This is a genomic window from Streptosporangium sp. G11, assembly GCF_051192615.1.
In the GTDB taxonomy this organism is placed as follows: Bacteria; Actinomycetota; Actinomycetes; order Streptosporangiales; family Streptosporangiaceae; genus Streptosporangium.
In genome coordinates this window covers 46,333-65,279 of the sequence record NZ_JBPJUQ010000030.1, presented here as the reverse complement: position 1 = coordinate 65,279, position 18,947 = coordinate 46,333, and the positions used below count along the sequence as shown (strand labels likewise).

The following is an 18,947-nucleotide window of genomic DNA, read 5'->3' as shown; positions in this document are numbered from 1 at the left end:
GGCGCCGTGGGCCGCGAACCCGCGGGGGTCCTCACCCGTCCCGGACCGGCCCGCGGGCGCCGTGGGCCGCGAGCCCGCCGATCTGTTCACCCATAGGCGACGGCGAGCTCGTCGCCGGCGAGGTCCACACGGACCACCGCCCCTTCCTCCGCCTCTCCCGACAGGAGCGCGCGGCCGATGCGCGTCTCGACCTCCCTGGCGATGAACCGGCGCAGCGGGCGGGCGCCGTACACGGGGTCGTAGCCCCGCTCGGCGATGTGCCGCAGCGCCGCCTCGGTGACCTCCAGCCGGATGCCCCGCTGTTCGAGGCGGTCGCGCAGCTCGACGAACATCAGGCCAACGATGCGCTCGATCTCCTCGGGGGTGAGCGGCTTGAAGATCACGATGTCGTCGACGCGGTTGAGGAACTCCGGGCGGAAACTGGAGCGCAGCTCGGCCATGACCTGCTGCCTCGCGTCGGGCTTGATCTCCCCGGTCGACGTGACGCCGTCGAGAAGGTACACGGAGCCGAGGTTGGAGGTCATGATCAGGACGGTGTTGCGGAAGTCGACGGTCCTGCCCTGCGCGTCGGTGAGCCGTCCGTCGTCGAGCACCTGCAACAGCGTGTTGAAGACGTCGGCGTGCGCCTTCTCCACCTCGTCGAAGAGCACCACGGAGTACGGCTTGCGCCGCACGGCCTCGGTCAGCTGGCCGCCCTCCTCGTACCCGACGTAGCCGGGGGGCGCGCCGACGAGGCGGCTGACCGTGTGCCGCTCCTGGTACTCGCTCATGTCGATGCGGATCATGTTGTCCTCGGTGTCGAAGAGCGCCTCCGCGAGCGCCTTGGCCAGCTCCGTCTTGCCGACGCCCGTCGGCCCCAGGAAGATGAACGACCCGATCGGGCGGCGCGGGTCCTTGATGCCGGAGCGGGCCCGGATGACGGCGTCGGCCACCAGTTGCACCGCCTCGTCCTGGCCGATCACCCTCTCGTGCAGGATCTGGTCGAGCCTCAGGAGCTTCTCGCGCTCGCCCTCGCGCAGCCGGCTCACCGGGATGCCCGTCCACCGGGAGACGATCATCGAGATCTCCTCGTCGGTGACGACCTCGCGCAGCAGGCGCGACGTCCCCTGCTTGGCGGACAGCCGCTCCTCCTCGGCCTCCAGCCGCCGCAGCAGCTCGGGCAGCCTGCCGTGCCGCAGCTCCGCGGCGCGGTTGAGGTCGTAGTCGCGCTCGGCCCGCTCGGCGTCCGCGCGTACGTGCTCGATCTCCGCGCGCAGTGCCTGCACGGCGCGCAGGGCGTGCCGCTCGGCCTCCCACTGCGCCCGCATGGCGTCGGCCTGGGCGCGTACGTCGGCGAGCTCCTTGCGCAGCTCCTCCAGCCGTGCCCGGCTCGCGGTCTCCTCCTCCTTGGCGAGCGCGGCCTCCTCGATCTCCAGGCGCATCACCCTGCGGGTGAGCTCGTCGAGCTCGGCGGGCATCGAGTCGATCTCCGTACGGAGCATCGCGCACGCCTCGTCCACCAGGTCGATGGCCTTGTCCGGCAGGAAGCGGTCGGAGATGTAGCGGTGGCTCAGCACGACGGCCGCCACCAGCGCGCTGTCCTGGATCTTGACCCCGTGGAAGATCTCCAGGCGCTCGCGCAGGCCGCGCAGGATGGACACGGCGTCCTCGACCGAGGGCTCGTCGACCATCACCGGCTGGAACCGGCGCTCCAGGGCGGCGTCCTTCTCGACGTGCTTGCGGTATTCGGTCAGGGTCGTCGCCCCGATCATGTGCAGCTCGCCGCGGGCCAGCATGGGCTTGAGCATGTTGCCCGCGTCCATGGCGCCCTCGGCTGCTCCGGCGCCCACCACGGTGTGCATCTCGTCGACGAAGAGCAGGATCCGCCCCTCGGCGGCCTTGACCTCGTTGAGCACCGCCTTGAGCCGCTCCTCGAACTCGCCCCGGTACTTGGCCCCGGCCACCAGCGAGCCCATGTCGAGGCTGAAGACCGTCTTGCCCTTGAGCCCCTCCGGCACGTCCCCATGGCTGATCCGCAGGGCTAGCCCCTCCACGATGGCGGTCTTGCCCACGCCGGGGTCGCCGACGAGGACGGGGTTGTTCTTCGTCTTGCGGGACAGGATCTGGACGACGCGGCGGATCTCGGCGTCGCGCCCGACGACCGGGTCGAGCTTGCCGGACATGGCGTCCGCCACCAGGTCGCGGCCGTACTTCTCCAGCGCCTCGTACGCCACCTCGGGCATGGCGGACGTCACCCGCTGGTTGCCGCGGATCGCGGTGAGCGCCTTGAGGAAGCCGTCCCTGGTCAGTCCCTGCTCGTGCATCAACCGCCCCGCGGCGGCCGAGCTGCCCTCCTCCAGCAGGGCCATGAGCAGGTGCTCCACCGACACGTACTCGTCCTTGAGCCGGTCGGCCTCCCTCTTGGCCGTTTCCAGCAGGTTGGAGAGCCGCCGCGTCACGTAGACCTGGCCGGGCGAGACGCCGGGGCCGCTGACCCGGGGGCGACGGCCCAGCTCGGCCTCCAGCTCGGTCCCGAGCCGGCCGGTGTCGACGTTCGCGTACGAGAGCAGGCGGGGGATCAGCCCGTCGGGCTGGTCGAGCAGCGCCAGCAGCAGGTGCTCGCCGTCCACCTCGGTGTTCCCGAAGCGCAGGGCCTTGGTCTGCGCGTCGTGCAGGGCCTCCTGTGACTTCTGCGTCAGCTGGTTCATGTCCACGGCGGGCCTCCGATGGGGCGGGAACGACCGCGCTGGGCGGCCTCGAGTTCTGCGATGCGGTCCAGCAGGTCCAGTACGAGGCCGAGCGCCGCGTAGTTGATCGAGAATCCGGCCCGCAGCCGCCGGATCCGCGCCATGGTGAGCAGCTGGGGAGGCTCGAACCACAGGTGCCCCGCGGCGTCGGTCCAGGCGTCGAGCACGCCCAGCACGACAAGGCGCCGCACCAGCTCGGGATGGGTCCCCGTCTCCCGCGCGAACGTCTCCAGATCCAGGCGCGCGGGCCTGGTCAGCTGGTAGGTCCTCCCCGTCTCCCGCGGGGCCTCCTGCCTGGCCTCCCGTGCGCGGGAGGTCGCGCCCGCGGGCGGGGCGGGCCTGGCTCGCTCCGTGCCCGGCCGCGGGTGCGTGGGGCGCGACCCCGGGTGGGGCGGCCTGCGCTCAGGGAACGGGTCGCTCATCGCCGCCTCCTCGGATCGAACGCGGAGACCGCGGCGAGCCGCTCGAACAACTGCCGCTCCTCGTCGGACAGCCGTTCCGGGACCATGATCCGCACCTCCGCGTACAGGTCGCCCGGCGTGCCGCGGCGGCTGGGCATCCCCCGGCCGCGCAGCCGCAGCCGCCTGCCGCCGGACGTTCCCGCCGGCACCTTGACCTTGACCTCGCCCCCGGGGATGTCGATCACGACGGAGGCGCCGAGCGCCGCCTCCCACGGGGCCACCGGGAGCAGGACGTGGATGTCGCGCCCCTCGACCCGGTAGCGGGGGTGCGGGGCGATCCTGACGATCAGGTAGAGGTCGCCCGCGGGGGCCCCGTCACCGCCCCTGCCGCCCTGGCCGGCCAGTCTGACGCGCTGCCCGTCGGTGACGCCCGGGGGGATGTCGACCTGCAGCCCGCGCGAGCCGACGGTGATGGAGCGGCGTCCGCCCTGGTAGGCCTCCTCGACGGTCAGGACGATCTCGGCCTCCTGGTCGGCGCCCGGAATCGGCCCCCAGCTCGCGCCTGGCCGGCCCCTCCTGCCGGAGAACAGCCCTCCGAAGAGGTCGTCGAGGTCGACGCTCTCCTCGAAGCCGCCGAAGCCCGCGCCCGCGCCCCGGCCCGCGCCCGCCCGGCGGTTCCTGGCGCGCGCCCACGTCTCCGGGTCCACGTCCTCGGGCACCTGGCGGAAGTCCGGCCCGAACGCGTCGTAGCGGCGCCGGGTCTCGGGGTCGGACAGCACGCTGTAGGCCTCGGCGACCTCCTTGAAGCGGTCCTCGGCGGACGGGTCCTTGTTGACGTCGGGGTGGTGGGCCCGCGCCAGCTTGCGGTAGGAGCGCTGGATGTCCTCCTGGCTCGCGCCCCTCCGCACGCCGAGGATCTCGTAGAAGTCCCGGTCGGGGGGCATCATGCCCCCTTGGCCACCACGACCAGGGCGGGCCGCAGCTGCTGTTCGCCGTCCCCGTAGCCGGGGCGCACCACCCGCAGGACCGTGCCGTCGGGCACGCCCTCCTGGGAGAGCACACCCACCGCCTCGTGCCTGGCCGGGTCGAACACGGCCCCGGTGTCGTCGCGGCGCGCGTAGCCGAGGCGGGAGAGCACCTCCTGTGCCTGGTCGCGGATCGCCCGCATGCCGTCGGCCATGTCGGCCATGGAGGCGGAGTCGGCCTCCGCGTGCTCCAGCGCGCGGTCCAGGTTGTCCAGCACGGGCAGCCACTCCACGGCGGCCCGCGCCCGCTCCTCGGCCTGTGTCCGCTGGGCGTCCCTGCTGACGCGCTTGCGCAGGTTGTCGAGGTCGGCGAGAGCGCGCCGCCAGCGGTCCTGGAGGTCGGTCACCAGGGCCTGCAGCTCCACGACGCGGTCCTGGAGAGCGTCCGGGGCGCCTTCGCCCCCCTCCTGGCCGCCGCGCCGGGTCTCGGCCTCCTGAGGTTCCCGGGCCCCCCGGGCGTCGTGCTGCTCACGGGACTCATCGTGGGGCCGGTCGTGAGGCCGCGCCTCCCGGCCGGCCCCCTGATCCTGGTCATAGGGCTCCCGGTCGTCGGGCCGCCGGTCCCGCGGCTCCCGCCCCGACGGGTCGTACCCGCCGCGCGGCTCCCGGTCGGGACGCGGGACGTGACGGCCACGCCCTGGTGTCTCACTCATCGGTCGTGAACTCCGCGTCGATGACGTCGTCTCCCCGTCCGCCCGGAGAGCCGGACGCTCCCGGCGCCCCTGCCCCCGGGGCACCCGAGGCCGACGCGCCGAGGCCCTGGTAGACCTGCTGGAGCTCGGCGGTGAGCGAGCGGGCCCGGTCGAGCGGGGCCTCCTGCTTGATCGCGTCGCGGGCGTCGTTCACCAGCATCTCGGCCCGCGCCTTCTCGTGGACGGGCACCGAGCCGCCCAGCTCCGCCAGGCGGCGCTCCACCTGGTAGGCGGTGGAGTCGAGCTCGTTGCGCGCGTCCACGACCTGCCGCATCCGCCGGTCCTCCTCGCGGTGCCGCTCGGAGTCGGCGACCATCCGCTCGACCTCGCTCGCGTCCAGGTTCGAGCTCTCGCTGATCGTGATGCGCTGCTCGCCGCCGGTGTCCTTGTCCTTGGCCGAGACGTTCAGGATCCCGTTGGCGTCGACGTCGAAGGTCACGTCGATCTGCGGCACGCCGCGCGGGGCGGGCCGGATGTTCTCCAGCCGGAACCGGCCCAGGGGGCGGTTGTCGGCGGCGCGCTCGCGCTCGCCCTGCAGCACGACGACGTCCACGGCGCTCTGGTTGTCCTCGGCGGTGCTGAACGTCTCGGAGCGGCGGGCCGGGATCGTGGTGTTCCGCTCGATGACCTTCGTCATGACCCCGCCGAGCGTCTCGATGCCGAGAGAGAGCGGAGTCACGTCGAGCAGGACGACGTCCTTCAGCTCGCCCTTGATGACGGCGGCCTGGATCGCGGCGCCCAGCGCCACGACCTCGTCCGGGTTGACCGTCATGTTCGGTTCCTTGCCGCCCGTCATGCGGCGTACCAGGTTCTGCACGGCGGGCATCCTGGTCGAGCCGCCCACCAGGATCACCTCGTCGATGTCGTCGGCGGTGAGCTTGGCGTCGGCCATGGCCTGCTGGACGGGGCCCTTGCACCGTTCGAGCAGGTCGGCGGTGATCTCCTCGAAGGTCGAGCGCCTGAGCGTGGTGTTCAGGTGCTTGGGGCCCGAGGCGTCCGCCGTGATGAAGGGCAGGCTGACCTGCGTCTGGGTGACCGACGACAGCTCGACCTTGGCCTTCTCCGCCGCCTCGAACAGCCGCTGGAGGGCCTGCGGGTCCTGTCGCAGGTCGATGCCGTTGTCGCGCTGGAACTCGTCGGCGAGGTGGTCGACGACGCGCCGGTCGAAGTCGTCGCCGCCCAGGTGGGTGTCGCCCGCGGTCGCCCGTACCTCCACGACGCCGTCCCCGATGGCGAGGACGCTGACGTCGAAGGTGCCGCCGCCCAGGTCGAAGACCAGAACGGTCTCGCTCTCCTTGCGGTCGAGGCCGTAGGCGAGGGCCGCCGCGGTCGGCTCGTTGATGATCCGCAGGACCTCCAGGCCGGCGATCTTCCCGGCGTCCTTGGTGGCCTGGCGCTGGGAGTCGTTGAAGTACGCGGGCACGGTGATGACCGCCTCGGTGACCTTCTCCCCCAGGAACTTCGAGGCGTCGTCCACGAGCTTGCGCAGCACGGCCGCGGCGATCTCCTCCGGCGCGTACGGCTTGTCGTGGATCTTGAAGCGGACGGCTCCGTCGGGGCCGGGGACGACGTCGAACGACACGGCGTTCAGCTCGCTGGAGACCTCGTCGTGGCGGCGGCCGATGAAGCGCTTGGCCGAGTAGATCGTCCCCTTGGGATTCAGGATCGCCTGGCGGCGGGCCAGCTGCCCGACCAGGCGTTCGCCGTTCTCGGTGAACGCCACGACCGACGGCGTCGTCCGCGCGCCCTCGGAGTTGGGGATCACCGTGGGCTTGTCGCCCTCCATCGTGGCGATCACCGAGTTGGTGGTGCCCAGGTCGATTCCGACTGCTTTAGCCATGCTGCCCTCCTATGCGCTGTGGCACCGCGGTACCCGCCGGACGGCATCGCCGCGCCGCCCACGGCATCCCGGCGTCCCGGCGTCCCCGGGGCCCGGTGGTTCCGCGTTTCGAAGCGGGCCCGGGGAGGAGCCGGGGCCCGGTGGGTCCGGCCGCCCGGCGGCGGACGCGGGACGGCGGCGTGAACGATGCCGCCCGCGCCGCCCGCGCGGGCCCTGCCCCGGAGAGCGCCGGTCAGATCCGCTGACGCGTCCGCCGGGGAAGTGCCCACGTTCCATGCGGGCCCCGCCCCGGGGAACGCCGGTCAGATCCGCTGACGCGTCCGCCGGGGAGGTACCCACGTTCCATGCGGGCCCCGCCCCGGGGAACGCCGGTCAGATCTGTTGATGCATCTGCTGGGAGGTGCCCACGTTGAGCAGCCTGCGCGCCTCGGCGGCGTGCGGGGCCGCGACCAGCACCTCGTAGCGTTCGGCGACGATCGCGCTCGACGAGAGGAAGTCACGCTTGCCCCCGGTGAGCGCGTGGCCGACCAGCCCGAAGATCGCTCCGGCTATGGCACCCCAGATCAGGCCCCACAGGACCAGGACGAAGGGGAAGCGTCCTGGAGTGAAGATCGCGAAGAACAGGCCGATCAGCAGTCCGAACCAGGCTCCGGTGGCCGCTCCCATCCCCGCGGCGCGAAGATAGGTCAGCCGCCCGAGCACCTGCTCGATGAGCCGGAGACCGACTCCGACGATCATCGCGTGCTCGACCGGGAACTTCTGGTCCGACAGCTGGTCCACGGCACGCTGGGCCTCGGCGTAGTTGCCGAAACTCGCCACCGTCTCGTGGCCGGTCAGACTGACGTCAGGTCGCATGGCACTTCCCTTCGACGGGCAACCGCCGGGTGAATCCGTACGCGACCCACCCTGACCCCGTTACGGCGTCCCCACATCCCCAGACCTGACAGTCATCCTCCACGACGCGTCCCGGCCCCCGGTGTCGCCGTCGCGGTCAGTCGGGGACCAGGCCGTGCCGGAAGGCGTAGGTCACCGCCTGTGCCCGGTCGCGCAGTCCCGCCTTGGCGAAGAGGTTGTTGATGTGCGTCTTGACCGTCGCCTCGGAGATGAACAGCTCCCCGGCGATCTCCGTGTTCGAGCGGCCCGCCGCTATCAGCCGCAGGACCTCGCTCTCGCGGCGGGTGAGCCCGTCGGGCAACTCCGGCGCCCGGCGGCTCCCGGTCACCACCGCCTCGGCCAGCCGCCGCTGGACACCGGGGTCGAACTGGGCCTCGCCCTCGACCACGGTGGCGATGGCCGAGGCCAGGGACTCTGCGTCGGTGTCCTTGGTCAGGTAACCCCGCGCCCCGGCGGCCAGCGCGGCGAAGACCGACTCGTCGTCGGAGTACGTCGTCAGGACCACCACGTGGATCTCCGGGTGGGCCGCCCTGATCCTGCGGGTCGCCTCCACCCCGTCCATGCGGGGCATCCGCAGGTCCATGAGGACCACGTCGGGCCGGAGCGAGCCGGCGAGATCGACCGCCTCCCGCCCGTCGGCCGCCGCCCCCGCGACCTCGATGCCGGGCAGCAGTCCCAGCAGCAGCACCAGCCCCTCCCGCACCACCGTCTGGTCGTCGGCCACCAGCACCCGTACGGTCACCTCTGCCCCCGCGTCCCTCGAACCCGCCCGCGTGTCCCGACGGCGCTCCCGCCCGGCTCCCCCGTACGCCGGTACCGTACGGCACCGGCGTGAGCCGCCCGCGGCGCGGTGCCCGCCCCCACGGCGGCGCCGTGCCGCGGGCGGCTCACGCCGGGACCCGCAGGAGGACCTCGAAGCCCTCCGCGCCCGGCCGGGCGGCCAGCGAACCGCCGATCAGCTCGGCCCGCTCGCGCATCCCCACCAGCCCGTATCCCCCTCCCGGCGACGCCGGCGGGTCCGGCGGGCCGCCCGTGTCGCGTACCTCCAGCTCGCACCAGGCGCCGACACGGCGCAATGCCACCGACACCGCCGCGCCCGGCGCGTGCTTGCGCACGTTCGTCAGCGCCTCCTGCGCGGTCCTGGCCACCGCCAGCCTGGCCCCCGCCTCCAGCGAGTCGAGGTTCCCCGCGACCGAGACCGCGCAGGACGCGCCGGTCACCGACCGGAACTCCACCGCCAGCCGCTCCAGCCGCTCGGCCAGCGGAAGCTCCTCCCCGCGCAGCGCGTCGAGCGCCCTGCGGGTCTCCTCCAGCCCGGCGCGCGCCAGCCGCACGGCGCGGTTGACCCGGTCGAGGGCCGCCGCCGGGTCGTCGCCCCGTTCGAGCAGCAGCCGCGCACCCTCCAGGTGGACGATCTGCGCCGACTGCGAGTGCGCCAGGATGTCGTGAACCTCCCTGGCCAGCCGGGCCCGCTCGGCCAGCACGGCCTCGCCCGCCCGCGCCTCGGCGAGCGCCGCGGCGTGCTCCCTGGTCGTCTTCACGTGCCGTATCAGGAAGGCGAGGACGGCGACGTAGGTGAGGCCGAAGACGTTGCCCATCACCTCCCAGCCCTGCAGCCCGACCAGGAGGGACAGGCCCGTCGTTCCGGCGATGTCGGCCGTGACCAGGAGCACCGCCGGCCAGAAGCGGGTCCTGAACGGCGCGGCGTAGAGGACGACGTACAGGAAGGGCAGACCGCTGAAGTGATTGATCACGTGCAGGGCGAGCCCGCCGGTCAGGGTGACCGCGAGCAGCCAGGCGTTGCGCCGGGTGTTCTGGACCAGCAGCGCCCACACGCAGCAGCCGAAGGCCACGGCGCAGATGGGGACCACCGTGAACAGGCCCGGCCAGCCCATCTCGACCGCGGCGAGCACCGGGCCGAGGAGCAGGTACACCACCAGCGCGACGGCGAGGAACCCGCGTACCGAGGGGCGGCGGAGGAACGTCACGACGCCAAGCTACCCATGCTCCCGGCGGCCGGCCATGGGCCCCGGGGTGGAGATCGTCTCCACCCCGGGCCGCCGCTGCCTCCTTCCGGGTGGACGTCGCGGACTCCACCCCCGGGACCGTGCGTTCCCACCCTCCCCGGGGCCATCGTCGAGGCCATGTCAGCAATCAGCGTCACCCACCTCGGAAAGACGTTCGGCGGGGTACGAGCCGTCGACGACCTGTCGTTCACGGTGGAGCGGGGAACACTCACGGCCTTCATCGGCCCCAACGGGGCGGGCAAGACCACCACCCTGCGCATGATCCTCGGCCTGGTCACGCCCACCACGGGCACCGCGACGATCGGCGGCAGGCCCTACCGCGACCTGGAGCGTCCCGTCACCACGGTCGGCGCGGTGCTGGAGGCCGCGGCCTTCCACCCGGGGCTGAGCGCCCGCACGCACCTGGAGGCGCTCCGCCTCGCCGCGGGACTGGATCCCGGGCGCGTGGAGCACGTGCTGGAACAGGTCGACCTCACCGCCTCGGCCGACCGCAGGGTGCGGGGCTTCTCCCTGGGCATGCGCCAGCGGCTCGCCCTGGCCTCCGCCCTGCTGGGGGACCCGGAGATCCTCATCCTCGACGAGCCCGCCAACGGCCTGGACCCGGCGGGCATGCGCTGGCTGCGGGGCTTCCTGCGGGCCTACACCCACCAGGGGCGCACGGTCCTGGTCTCCACCCACGTGCTCGCCGAGATCCAGCAGATCGCCGACCAGGCGATCGTCGTACGGGCGGGGCGCCTCGCCTGGCAGGGCCCGCTCACTCCGGAGACCGATCTGGAGGAGCTCTACATGGAGGTGGCCGGATGATGACCGACCTGATCCGCGCCGAACTGCTCAAGGCGCGCGCGAACCGCACCACCTGGATCCTGGCCGCCCTCGCGCCCCCGCTGTGCGTGGCCTGGGTGGGGCTGATGGTCCTCCTGATGGGGCAGGGCGGCGGGGTGCCGCTCGACGCGCAGATCGAGAACGTCTACACCATGACCCAGCAGGCCTACGTCTTCACCCTGCTGCTCGGCGTGCTCGGCATGGCCGGGGAGAACCGCCACCAGACGATCACCTGGCAGTTCCTGGTCAACCCCAGGCGGGACCGGGTGGTGAGGGCCAAGCTGGCCGCGTACGGGATCATCGGCCTGCTGATCGCCACGGTCTCGGCGCTGGTCACGCTGGTGGCGGGCCTGGTCATGCTCGGCCTGGCGGGCCACCCCGCCTGGACCCCCCGGGTGCCCGCGGTCCTGCTCGGATCGGCGCTCGCGGTCGTCCTGTACGGCCTGCTCGGGGTGGGCCTGGGGGCCCTGATCCGCAACCAGGTCGCGGCGGTGGCGGTGGCACTGACCTGGTTCATGTACGCCGACTACCTGCTCGTCAGTTTCCTGCCCGATCTGGGCAGGTGGCTGCCGACCGGGGCGGCCCGCGCCCTGAGCGGCATGCCCCTGGGCGGCGAGCTGCTGCCCGTCTGGGCCGGCGGGCTGCTGTTCGCGGGCTACGTCGCGGTGACCGTGCTCGCCGCCCGCGCCCTGACGCTCCGCCGCGACGTCACGTGACCTCGCCGTACGACGTGATCCCGGGAGCACGCGACGCGGCGTGATCCCGGGAGCGCGTCACGCCACGGCGTCACGCCACGACGTCACGTCACAGCGTCGCGTCACGGTGTCACGCCACGACGTCGCGGACGGCGGCGTGGGCCGCGTCGCGCATCATGGAGTGCAGCATCGCGTTGGACTCCCGGTCGGTCCGTACCTCGACCATGCGCAACCCGTCGCCGCGCAGCGCCTTGACCAGTTGGCCCGGCTCGTCCACGAAGGTGTAGGGCGTGCCGGTGGCGGCGGCCACGTAGCCCAGGTCCACCCCGTGCGAGGTGCCGAAGACCCGCTCGAAGGGGTCGCGCAGCGCGGCCTGGGGAAGCAGCGAGAATATCCCGCCGCCGTCGTTGTTCACCACGACCAGGCAGAGGTCGGGGCGGGGCTCGCGGGAGCCGAGGAGCAGCCCGTTCTGGTCGTGCAGGAAGGTCAGGTCGCCCATCAGGGCGTAGGAGGGGCCGTTGTGGGCGAGCGCCGCGCCCATCGCGGACGACACCACGCCGTCGATGCCCGCCGCCCCCCGGTTGGCCAGGATCCGCAGCCCCCGCCGGGGACGCATCGCCTGGTCGAGGTCGCGGATCGGCATGGAGGAGCCGGAGAACAGCAGCGCCCCGTTGGGCAGCGCCTCCACCAGGTCGCGGGCCAGGCGCGGCTCGCTGAGCCCCGTCCCGTCCAGCACCTCGTCGATCGCGGTCCTGGCCGCCGTCTCGGCGCGGCGCCAGGAGTGCAGCCACGCGTCGTCGCCCGCGGCGACCGGGATCTCCACCACCTGGGCGACCTGGGTGGCCGAGCGGGTCGGGTCGGGCCAGCGGGTCATGTCGGCGGCGACCACGATGTGCTCGTCCGCGTGCCTCAGCCAGTTGAGCAGCGGCCGGGACAGCCCGGGGCGGCCCAGGGTGACCACGACGTCGGGGCGGTGGCGGTCGGCGAACTCCGGGGTGCCCAGGAGGAAGTGGTAGGCCGACATCGCGTGGTCGCCGTAGCGGGCGCCGCCGTTGGGCTCCGACAGGACCGGCCACCCGGCCATGCCCGCCGCCGCCACGTATCTGCGCGTGTTGGTCGCGCCGTCGCCGACGACAAGCACGCCCCGCCGGGTCGGCGGCAGGTGCAGCGCCACCGGCGGGGAGGCCACCCTGGCGCGGACCCACGGCCCCGCCGCGTCGCCTTCCAGGGACTCGCACCAGGACGGGTCGCCGTCCGGGACCAGCGGCTCGCGGAAGGCCACGTTGAGGTGGACCGGCCCCGGGTCGTACGGGCCCTGCGCGCGCTGGTAGGCGCGGCAGGCCGTCGACCGCCAGTAGGCGACCTGGCCGGGGCGGTCCTCGGGCACGCCGACCTCGCTGAACCAGCGGACGGCCGTGCCGTACAGCTTGACCTGGTCGACGGTCTGGCTGGCGCCGGTGTCGCGCAGCTCGGGCGGGCGGTCGGCGGTGAGCACCAGCAGCGGCACCCCCGACTCGTGCGCCTCGATGACGGCCGGGTGGAAGTTGGCCGCCGCGGTGCCGGAGGTGCAGATCAGGACGACCGGCCGGCCGCTGCGGCGGGCGAGGCCCACCGCCAGGAAGGAGGCCGAGCGCTCGTCCACCCGCACGTGCAGCCGGATGCGGCTGTCGGCGTGCACTGCCAGGGCGAGCGGCGCCGAGCGCGACCCGGGGGCGAGCACCACGTCCGTGAGACCGCAGCGGGCGAGCTCGTCGACCAGCACCGTCGCGAGCGCGGTCGCGGGATTCACCGCACCGCCTCCTTAACTCCGCACCCGGGGGTGAGTCCGTCGTGAGGCGCGCGAAAGCGACCTCGCCTACGCGGGACGGCGCGCCTCGGGACCGAACCCGTTCGGATCCTCGCTGCCCCTGGGAGCGGCGGGGGAACCTGCCCTCGCCGCCCGTGAGGGCCGCGCAACCTGCCCTTGGCCGTCCCTAGGGACGGCGGGGGAACCTGCCGAAGTCGGGGGCGCGCTTCTCCTTGAACGCGTCGCGGCCCTCCTGCGCCTCCTCGCTCATGTAGTAGAGCAGGGTGGCGTCGCCGGCGAACTGCTGCATCCCCGCGGCGCCGTCGGTCACCGCGTTCAGCGCGCCCTTGAGCATGCGCAGCGCCAGCGGCGACTTGTCCAGCATCTCCCTGGCCCATTTGACCGTTTCGGCCTCGAGCTCGGCGAGCGGCACGACCGCGTTGACCAGGCCCCAGTCGAGGGCCTTCTGCGCGTCGTACTGGCGGCAGAGGTACCAGATCTCGCGGGCCCGCTTCAGGCCGACGGTCTCGGCCAGCAGCCAGGAGCCGTAGCCGCCGTCGAAGGAGCCGACCTTGGGGCCGGTCTGGCCGAAGACCGCGTTGTCGGCGGCGATGGACAGGTCGCAGCACACGTGCAGCACGTGGCCGCCGCCGATGGCGTAACCGGCGATCATCGCGATGACCGGCTTGGGGCAGCGGCGGATCTGGACCTGCAGGTCGAGCACGTTGAGCCGGCCGACGTGCGGGGTGGACTTGTCGACGTAGCCGTCGTCGCCGCGGATCTTCTGGTCGCCGCCGGAGCAGAAGGCCCTGTCGCCCGCGCCGGTGAAGATGATCACACCGATCTCCGCGTCCTCCTGCGCGACGTTGAAGGCGTCCTTGAGCTCGAAGAGCGTCGTCGGGCGGAACGCGTTGTGCCGCTCCGGACGGTTGATCGTGATCTTGGCGATGCCCTCGCCGGTCTCGTAGATGATGTCCTCGTACTGGCCGGACCTCTTCCAGTCGACCGCGCCGTCGCGCTCGGGGGCCGTCTCCGCCACCACCCGCTCGTCCCCGCCCGGCTCGACCCGCTCCGTGCCCACGATGGCTTCACCCTCTCCGCTGTGCCGGGCCCACCCCGGCCGTTGTCCGGCTTCCGGCACTAACCTTACGACCGTGATGACCATTCCTGTGCACGAGGTATGGCTTTCCGTGCAAAGGGAATTGCACGCAGTGGTGTTACCGGCGGGCCCAAAGCTGTTCCGGGCCGTCGGCGCGGCACTGGACGGCAGCGGTCCCGCCGTGCTGCCCCTCTCCCCCGCCCTGCCCGCCCCCGCGCTGCGGGCGGCGCTCGACGCGCTGCGCCCGACCCACGTCAACGGGGTCCGCCGCGAGGGCGGCGTCGGCGTGCCCGCCGACGTCGCGGTGGTCATCGCCACCAGCGGCTCGACCGGCGTCCCGAAGGGCGCGCAGCTGTCCGCCGAGGCCCTGCGCGCCTCCGCCTCGGCCTCGCTGCGGCGCCTGGACGCCGGGGCGGGCGAGCGCTGGCTCTGCTGCCTGCCGCCCTCCCACGTGTCCGGCCTGCAGGTCCTGGTGAGATCGCTGCTGGGCGGGACCGAGCCGATCGTGCACGACGGGTTCTCCCCCGAGGCCGTGCTCTCCAGCGGCGCGGACCACGTCTCGCTGGTGCCGACCCAGCTGCGCCGGCTGCTCCAGGTGAGTTCGACGCGCCTCACGCGTCTGTCGACGTTCAAAACGATCCTGCTCGGCGGCGCCGCCGCTCCCCCCGGCCTGCTCGCCGCGGCCCGCGCGGCCGGGGGCCGGGTGGTCACCACGTACGGCATGAGCGAGACCTGCGGCGGTTGCGTCTACGACGGCGAGCCCCTCGACGGGGTGGGGCTCGGCGTCGGCGACGACGGCCGGATCCGCCTGAGCGGGCCCGTACTGTTCTCCGGTTACCGGCTCCGCCCCGACCTCACCGAGGCCGTCCGCGACGGTGACTGGTTCCTCACCTCGGACCTGGGCGCCCTGGAGGGAGGGCGGCTGCGCGTCCTGGGGCGGGCCGACGACGTCATCAACACCGGGGGCGAGAAGGTCGTCGCCGCGGCGGTGGCCGCCGTGGTGGCCGAGCATCCCGCGATCGTCGACGCCGCCGTGGTCGGCCGTCCCGACCCCGAGTGGGGCGAGCGGGTGGTGGCCGTCGTCGTCTCGCCCTCCCCGCCGTCCCTGGCCGAGCTGCGCGCCTTCGCCAAGGAACGGCTGCCCGGCTACGCGGCTCCCGCGGAACTGGTTGTTGTGACCGAAATACCGCTTTTGGCCAATGGGAAGCCGGACCTCGAAGCTCTCCGTTATGGTCATGATCGGGAACCGTGAAGGCGCTCTCACACGTCCAACAGGTAGCCGAAGCAGGAAGGACAAGCCCGATGAACGTCACCCGGAAGACATGGGTCTCGGCTGGAATCGTGAGCCTGGTCCTCGCCGGCGGCATCTCCGTCACGGCGGCCGCCGCGGCGGGCGGGATCGGGAAGGCGGGGAAACCGTCGGGCGAGCCGGTGCCGGTGGCCCCGCACGAGCCCGGAGCGCCCTCGCAGGAGTCGTCGCCGACCGCGTCCCCTCCCCCCGCGGAGGACTACGTGGTCTCCAAGGAGGTCAACCCCGACCCCGAGAAGGTCGTCGGTTACTGGAACGAGAACCGCCTGGAAGAGGCGGAGCCCTTCCCGATGCCCATGGTCGACGGCCCCCTGCTCGAAGGTCCCGCGGACCCGGCACCAGAGGGCCTCGTGGAAGTGATCGAATAGGCTTTCCCTGGCGCCCAGGTGCGGGTGGATCGCCGGGAAGGCGATCCACCCATCATATTTTCCGAGTCAAGCCGGGAACAGAAAGTTCTTGGCTGGGGTTATTGGTACTGGTGCGCTGAGCGGCCCCCCAGACGGCCCCACCCCAAGACCAGCAGACCGTAAAGTCAGACGACTCCGTGATGGAGGAGGTGTCCTCATGCCCCCAACCGCCGTGGCGACCTCATCTGAGGCCCCGACGACCCTCGACCAGCTCCTTGACCGAGGGCGAGTCCAGGGCCACCTTTCACTCGCGGAGCTGCGCCACGCCTTCGCCGAGGCCGGCATCAGCCCCACCGAGGGCAGGTCGATTCTGCGAGAGCTCACCGAGGCGGGCGTCAGCCTGGCGGCCGAGAACGAGCCCCCGCTCTCCGCGGCCGCCGCCAAGACCACCCGCAAGACCCCCGCCCGCAAGGCGAAGACCACCACCGCGAGGAAGACCGCGGCGAAGGACGAGCCCGCGGCCGGTGCCGCCGGGACCGGGGCGGAGCCCGCGAGCGCCCCCAGGACCACCAGGGACGCCAAGACCGCGAAGACCGCCGCGAAGGACGCCAAGGACGCCGCGGCGGAGCTCGACGACGAGTGGAACCCGGCGGAGGAGACCGAGGTGGAGGCCGAGCCGACCCTCGACCTCGACGACCAGTCCTCCGTCATGGGCGACTCGGTGCACACCTACCTGAAGTCGATCGGCCGCCGCACCCTGCTCACCGCCGCGCAGGAGGTCGAGCTGGCCAAGCGCATCGAGGCCGGCCTGTACGCCGAGTCCAAGCTGGAGGCCGAGCCGGGCCTGTCCGCGGTCGCGCGTGACGACCTGGAGTGGATCGCCGAGGACGGCCGCCGGGCCAAGGACCACATGCTGGAGGCCAACCTCCGCCTGGTCGTCTCCGTGGCGAAGAAGTACACCGACCGGGGCATGGCCCTGCTCGACGTGGTCCAGGAGGGCAACCTGGGCCTGATCCGCGCGGTGGAGAAGTTCGACTACACCAAGGGCTACAAGTTCTCCACCTACGCCATGTGGTGGATCCGCCAGGCCATCCAGCGCGGCTTCGCCGACTCGGCCCGCACCATCAGGCTGCCGGTGCACGTGCTGGAGATGCTCTCCAAGCTGTCGCGCGTCGAGCGTGACATGCACCAGCGCCTGGGCCGCGAGCCCACGCCGGAGGAGCTGGGCGTCGAGCTGGACAAGAGCCCCGACCAGATCGAGGAGCTGCTGCGCACCAGCCGCCAGCCGATCAGCCTCAACGCCACCATCGGCGAGGACGGCGAGACCACCATCGGCGACCTCATCGAGGACGTCGACTCGCCCGAGGCCTCGGAGGTCGTCGACCGCCAGCTGCTGGGCGAGCAGCTGCGCGGCGTGCTCGGCAACCTCTCCCCCAGGGAGGCCAAGATCATGGCCCTGCGCTTCGGCCTCGTCGACGGCAAGCCCCACACCCTCGACGAGATCGGCAAGCACCTCGGCCTGACGCGCGAGCGCATCCGCCAGCTGGAGAAGGAGTCGCTCTCCAAGCTCCGCCACCCCAGCAACACCCGTCCGCTGCTCGACTGGGCCAGCTGACCGGCACGACCGACCGGCACAGCGCCGCCTGACCCCGTCCGGCCCGTTTCGAAGGGCGCCGTCGCGAGACCTCCCGGTCCGCGACGGCGCCCTTCGTCGTGTCCGGCCCACGGGAGCGCCAGGCGCCCCTTGCCGGAAGGGCTGTGCGGGGATCAGAGCGGTGTCCCCGTACCGGGAAGGCCGGATCGGGGCGGCGGCTCCGTACCGGCCACCCGGGTGGTCGGGGAAGGGCTTCGGAAGATCAGCCGCCCATCTCGGCGACGAGGCTTCTGGGGCGCATGTCGGTCCAGGAGCTTTCGACGTAGGCCAGGCAGGCGGCGCGGGAGTCCTCGCCGTGGGCGATCTCCCAGCCCGGGGGGACGTCGGCGAACGCGGGCCACAGCGAGTGCTGCCCCTCGGTGTTCACCAGCACCAGGAAGGACGCGCCCTCGTCGTCGAAGGGGTTGGTCATCGGATACCTCCAGCATGGGTGTACCGGGCGGCGGACCCGGATCGGTCGGTTCGCCCGGCGCCGGGAGTGACGGTCAACGCGGGTCCTCCGCAGGAGCCGCGGGATGGGGGTTTCCCACCGGCGCGCCCGGGGCCGGCGACCGCCGCTTCCCCGCCGGACACGAGGAGTCATCCGGGCCCGGGAATAAGGCAGACGAAAATGGCATAACTGCGTATACCTCAGCGAAGTGCCTGGTCACGGCGTTGGTCGAGTGGCCTGAGGGACCACTGGGGCGGAGTGTCTTATTAGGGAAGCCTAACCTAAGATCCACCCCATTGACGGCAATGTCAAGATGCCTAATCATCAGGAGCTAGATCACCTTTGACTCTTACCGGCCACACTCTCGACAGTCGGGGTAAGTGAGGCAAGGCTAACCTAAATTGATCAGTGAGGTGCATGTGATCGATCGGCAAGACCATCCCGGGCTTCCCGGGGCGGTGGCCCTCGTCACGGGTGCCGCCGGGGGCATCGGAGCCGCCGTCGCGGCGGCCCTCGCCCGTACCGGGGCGGTGGTGGCCGGAGTCGACGTGCGCGACGGGCCCTGGGAGGACCGCGGGGAGCCGGTGGCCCGCCACGACGTCGACGTCACGGACCCCGAACAGGTGGACGCGGTCGTCGGGAGAATCGAGGACGAGCTGGGACCGATCGTGGTCCTGGTCAACGTCGCGGGCGTGCTGCGCACCGGCTCGGTGACGGAGACGGGCACCGACGACTGGGCCCACGTGTTCGCGGTGAACGCCGGCGGGGTCTTCCACACCGTACGCGCCGTCGCCCGCCGCATGATCCCCCGCGGCGGCGGGACGATCGTCACGGTGGCCTCCAACGCCGCGGGCGTGCCGCGCGTCGGCATGGCGGCGTACGCGGCGTCCAAGGCCGCCGCGGTCATGTTCACCCGGTGCGCCGGGCTGGAACTCGCCCGCCACGGCATCCGCTGCAACGTGGTCTCACCCGGATCGACCGACACCGCCATGCAGGCGGGACTCGATCCCCGCGCGGTGCTGATGGGAGACCCCTCCTCCTACCGCGTGGGCATCCCGCTGGGCCGGCTGGCCGACCCCGAGGACGTCGCCGAAGCCGTGATCTTCCTGGCCTCGGACCGTGCCCGGCACATCACCATGCAAGACCTGTACGTGGACGGCGGCGCCACGCTCAGGGCCTGAGATCCCCCGAAAGGTCAGC

At 72.4% G+C, this 18,947-nt stretch carries 17 protein-coding genes; 6 read left to right on the top strand and 11 right to left on the bottom strand.

The genetic code is table 11. The features are described from left to right. Positions 1–86: 86 nt before the first annotated feature. The 8 genes from clpB to ACSDR0_RS25900 form a co-directional block, all read right to left on the bottom strand. Complete coding sequence (gene clpB, locus ACSDR0_RS25935; RefSeq protein ID WP_435291481.1) at positions 87–2,687, bottom strand: ATP-dependent chaperone ClpB; 2,601 nt, start codon at positions 2,685–2,687, stop codon at positions 87–89. Further along, positions 2,684–3,148 carry a chaperone modulator CbpM gene (locus ACSDR0_RS25930; RefSeq protein WP_435291480.1) on the bottom strand — a complete coding sequence of 155 codons (465 nt, stop codon included), beginning with the start codon at positions 3,146–3,148 and terminating at the stop codon, positions 2,684–2,686. The genes clpB and ACSDR0_RS25930 overlap by 4 nt, the downstream gene beginning before the upstream one ends. After that, complete coding sequence (locus ACSDR0_RS25925; RefSeq protein ID WP_435291479.1) at positions 3,145–4,074, bottom strand: DnaJ C-terminal domain-containing protein; 930 nt, start codon at positions 4,072–4,074, stop codon at positions 3,145–3,147. Before ACSDR0_RS25925 ends, ACSDR0_RS25930 begins: the two co-directional genes overlap by 4 nt. Next, positions 4,071–4,805 carry a nucleotide exchange factor GrpE gene (locus ACSDR0_RS25920; RefSeq protein ID WP_435291478.1) on the bottom strand — a complete coding sequence of 245 codons (735 nt, stop codon included), beginning with the start codon at positions 4,803–4,805 and terminating at the stop codon, positions 4,071–4,073. Before ACSDR0_RS25920 ends, ACSDR0_RS25925 begins: the two co-directional genes overlap by 4 nt. Then, entirely contained in the window at positions 4,798–6,684 is a 1,887-nt protein-coding gene (dnaK, locus tag ACSDR0_RS25915; RefSeq protein ID WP_435291477.1) for a molecular chaperone DnaK, read from the bottom strand. The genes ACSDR0_RS25920 and dnaK overlap by 8 nt, the downstream gene beginning before the upstream one ends. Positions 6,685–7,056: 372 nt before the next feature. After that, complete coding sequence (locus ACSDR0_RS25910) at positions 7,057–7,539, bottom strand: general stress protein (protein WP_435291476.1); 483 nt, start codon at positions 7,537–7,539, stop codon at positions 7,057–7,059. Positions 7,540–7,675: 136 nt separating this feature from the next. Beyond that, positions 7,676–8,320, bottom strand: coding sequence for a response regulator (locus ACSDR0_RS25905; RefSeq protein ID WP_435291475.1), 645 nt, complete (start codon positions 8,318–8,320; stop codon positions 7,676–7,678). A 145-nt stretch (positions 8,321–8,465) separates the two neighbouring features. Then, complete coding sequence (locus ACSDR0_RS25900; RefSeq protein WP_435291474.1) at positions 8,466–9,566, bottom strand: sensor histidine kinase; 1,101 nt, start codon at positions 9,564–9,566, stop codon at positions 8,466–8,468. Between the two features lie 156 nt (positions 9,567–9,722). Between ACSDR0_RS25900 and ACSDR0_RS25895 the strand changes: the two genes are divergently transcribed. Both ACSDR0_RS25895 and ACSDR0_RS25890 read left to right on the top strand, forming a co-directional pair. Then, complete coding sequence (locus ACSDR0_RS25895) at positions 9,723–10,409, top strand: ABC transporter ATP-binding protein (protein ID WP_435291473.1); 687 nt, start codon at positions 9,723–9,725, stop codon at positions 10,407–10,409. Continuing rightward, positions 10,406–11,143: an ABC transporter permease gene (locus tag ACSDR0_RS25890; protein WP_435291472.1), complete on the top strand. Its 738-nt coding sequence runs from the start codon at positions 10,406–10,408 to the stop codon at positions 11,141–11,143. Before ACSDR0_RS25895 ends, ACSDR0_RS25890 begins: the two co-directional genes overlap by 4 nt. Positions 11,144–11,252: 109 nt before the next feature. On the opposite strand, the gene menD is transcribed toward ACSDR0_RS25890, so the two are convergent. Continuing rightward, positions 11,253–12,911 carry a 2-succinyl-5-enolpyruvyl-6-hydroxy-3-cyclohexene-1-carboxylic-acid synthase gene (gene menD, locus ACSDR0_RS25885; RefSeq protein WP_435291471.1) on the bottom strand — a complete coding sequence of 553 codons (1,659 nt, stop codon included), beginning with the start codon at positions 12,909–12,911 and terminating at the stop codon, positions 11,253–11,255. Between the two features lie 184 nt (positions 12,912–13,095). Then, positions 13,096–13,947 carry a 1,4-dihydroxy-2-naphthoyl-CoA synthase gene (gene menB / locus ACSDR0_RS25880; protein ID WP_435291520.1) on the bottom strand — a complete coding sequence of 284 codons (852 nt, stop codon included), beginning with the start codon at positions 13,945–13,947 and terminating at the stop codon, positions 13,096–13,098. A 118-nt stretch (positions 13,948–14,065) separates the two neighbouring features. Between menB and ACSDR0_RS25875 the strand changes: the two genes are divergently transcribed. The 3 genes from ACSDR0_RS25875 (at position 14,066) to ACSDR0_RS25865 (ending at position 17,278) form a co-directional block, all read left to right on the top strand. Further along, on the top strand, positions 14,066–15,259 hold the full coding sequence (locus ACSDR0_RS25875; RefSeq protein WP_435291519.1) for an AMP-binding protein: 1,194 nt from the start codon (positions 14,066–14,068) through the stop codon (positions 15,257–15,259). A 50-nt stretch (positions 15,260–15,309) separates the two neighbouring features. Continuing rightward, the gene (locus tag ACSDR0_RS25870) at positions 15,310–15,684 is read left to right on the top strand and encodes a hypothetical protein (RefSeq protein ID WP_435291470.1); all 375 of its coding nucleotides are present in this window, start codon (positions 15,310–15,312) and stop codon (positions 15,682–15,684) included. 196 nt (positions 15,685–15,880) lie between these two features. Beyond that, positions 15,881–17,278, top strand: coding sequence for an RNA polymerase sigma factor (locus tag ACSDR0_RS25865; RefSeq protein ID WP_435291469.1), 1,398 nt, complete (start codon positions 15,881–15,883; stop codon positions 17,276–17,278). A 241-nt stretch (positions 17,279–17,519) separates the two neighbouring features. On the opposite strand, the gene ACSDR0_RS25860 is transcribed toward ACSDR0_RS25865, so the two are convergent. Beyond that, positions 17,520–17,729 (bottom strand): MbtH family protein, encoded by a 210-nt coding sequence (locus ACSDR0_RS25860; protein ID WP_435291468.1) that lies wholly within the window; start codon positions 17,727–17,729, stop codon positions 17,520–17,522. Between the two features lie 437 nt (positions 17,730–18,166). On the opposite strand from ACSDR0_RS25860, the gene ACSDR0_RS25855 reads away from it, so the two are divergent. Continuing rightward, positions 18,167–18,928, top strand: coding sequence for a 2,3-dihydro-2,3-dihydroxybenzoate dehydrogenase (locus tag ACSDR0_RS25855; protein WP_435291467.1), 762 nt, complete (start codon positions 18,167–18,169; stop codon positions 18,926–18,928). Positions 18,929–18,947 lie beyond the last annotated feature (19 nt).

What these genes read in the sequence shown, in the direction of transcription:
- ACSDR0_RS25860 (WP_435291468.1), bottom strand. Translation starts at nt 17,729, where the DNA reads ATGACCAACCCCTTCGACGACGAGGGCGCGTCCTTCCTGGTGCTGGTG.
- ACSDR0_RS25890 (WP_435291472.1), top strand. Translation starts at nt 10,406, where the DNA reads ATGATGACCGACCTGATCCGCGCCGAACTGCTCAAGGCGCGCGCGAAC.
- ACSDR0_RS25865 (WP_435291469.1), top strand. Translation starts at nt 15,881, where the DNA reads ATGCCCCCAACCGCCGTGGCGACCTCATCTGAGGCCCCGACGACCCTC.
- dnaK (WP_435291477.1), bottom strand. Translation starts at nt 6,684, where the DNA reads ATGGCTAAAGCAGTCGGAATCGACCTGGGCACCACCAACTCGGTGATC.
- ACSDR0_RS25925 (WP_435291479.1), bottom strand. Translation starts at nt 4,074, where the DNA reads ATGATGCCCCCCGACCGGGACTTCTACGAGATCCTCGGCGTGCGGAGG.
- ACSDR0_RS25870 (WP_435291470.1), top strand. Translation starts at nt 15,310, where the DNA reads ATGAACGTCACCCGGAAGACATGGGTCTCGGCTGGAATCGTGAGCCTG.
- ACSDR0_RS25895 (WP_435291473.1), top strand. Translation starts at nt 9,723, where the DNA reads ATGTCAGCAATCAGCGTCACCCACCTCGGAAAGACGTTCGGCGGGGTA.
- clpB (WP_435291481.1), bottom strand. Translation starts at nt 2,687, where the DNA reads ATGAACCAGCTGACGCAGAAGTCACAGGAGGCCCTGCACGACGCGCAG.
- ACSDR0_RS25920 (WP_435291478.1), bottom strand. Translation starts at nt 4,805, where the DNA reads ATGAGTGAGACACCAGGGCGTGGCCGTCACGTCCCGCGTCCCGACCGG.
- ACSDR0_RS25910 (WP_435291476.1), bottom strand. Translation starts at nt 7,539, where the DNA reads ATGCGACCTGACGTCAGTCTGACCGGCCACGAGACGGTGGCGAGTTTC.
- ACSDR0_RS25930 (WP_435291480.1), bottom strand. Translation starts at nt 3,148, where the DNA reads ATGAGCGACCCGTTCCCTGAGCGCAGGCCGCCCCACCCGGGGTCGCGC.
- ACSDR0_RS25875 (WP_435291519.1), top strand. Translation starts at nt 14,066, where the DNA reads ATGACCATTCCTGTGCACGAGGTATGGCTTTCCGTGCAAAGGGAATTG.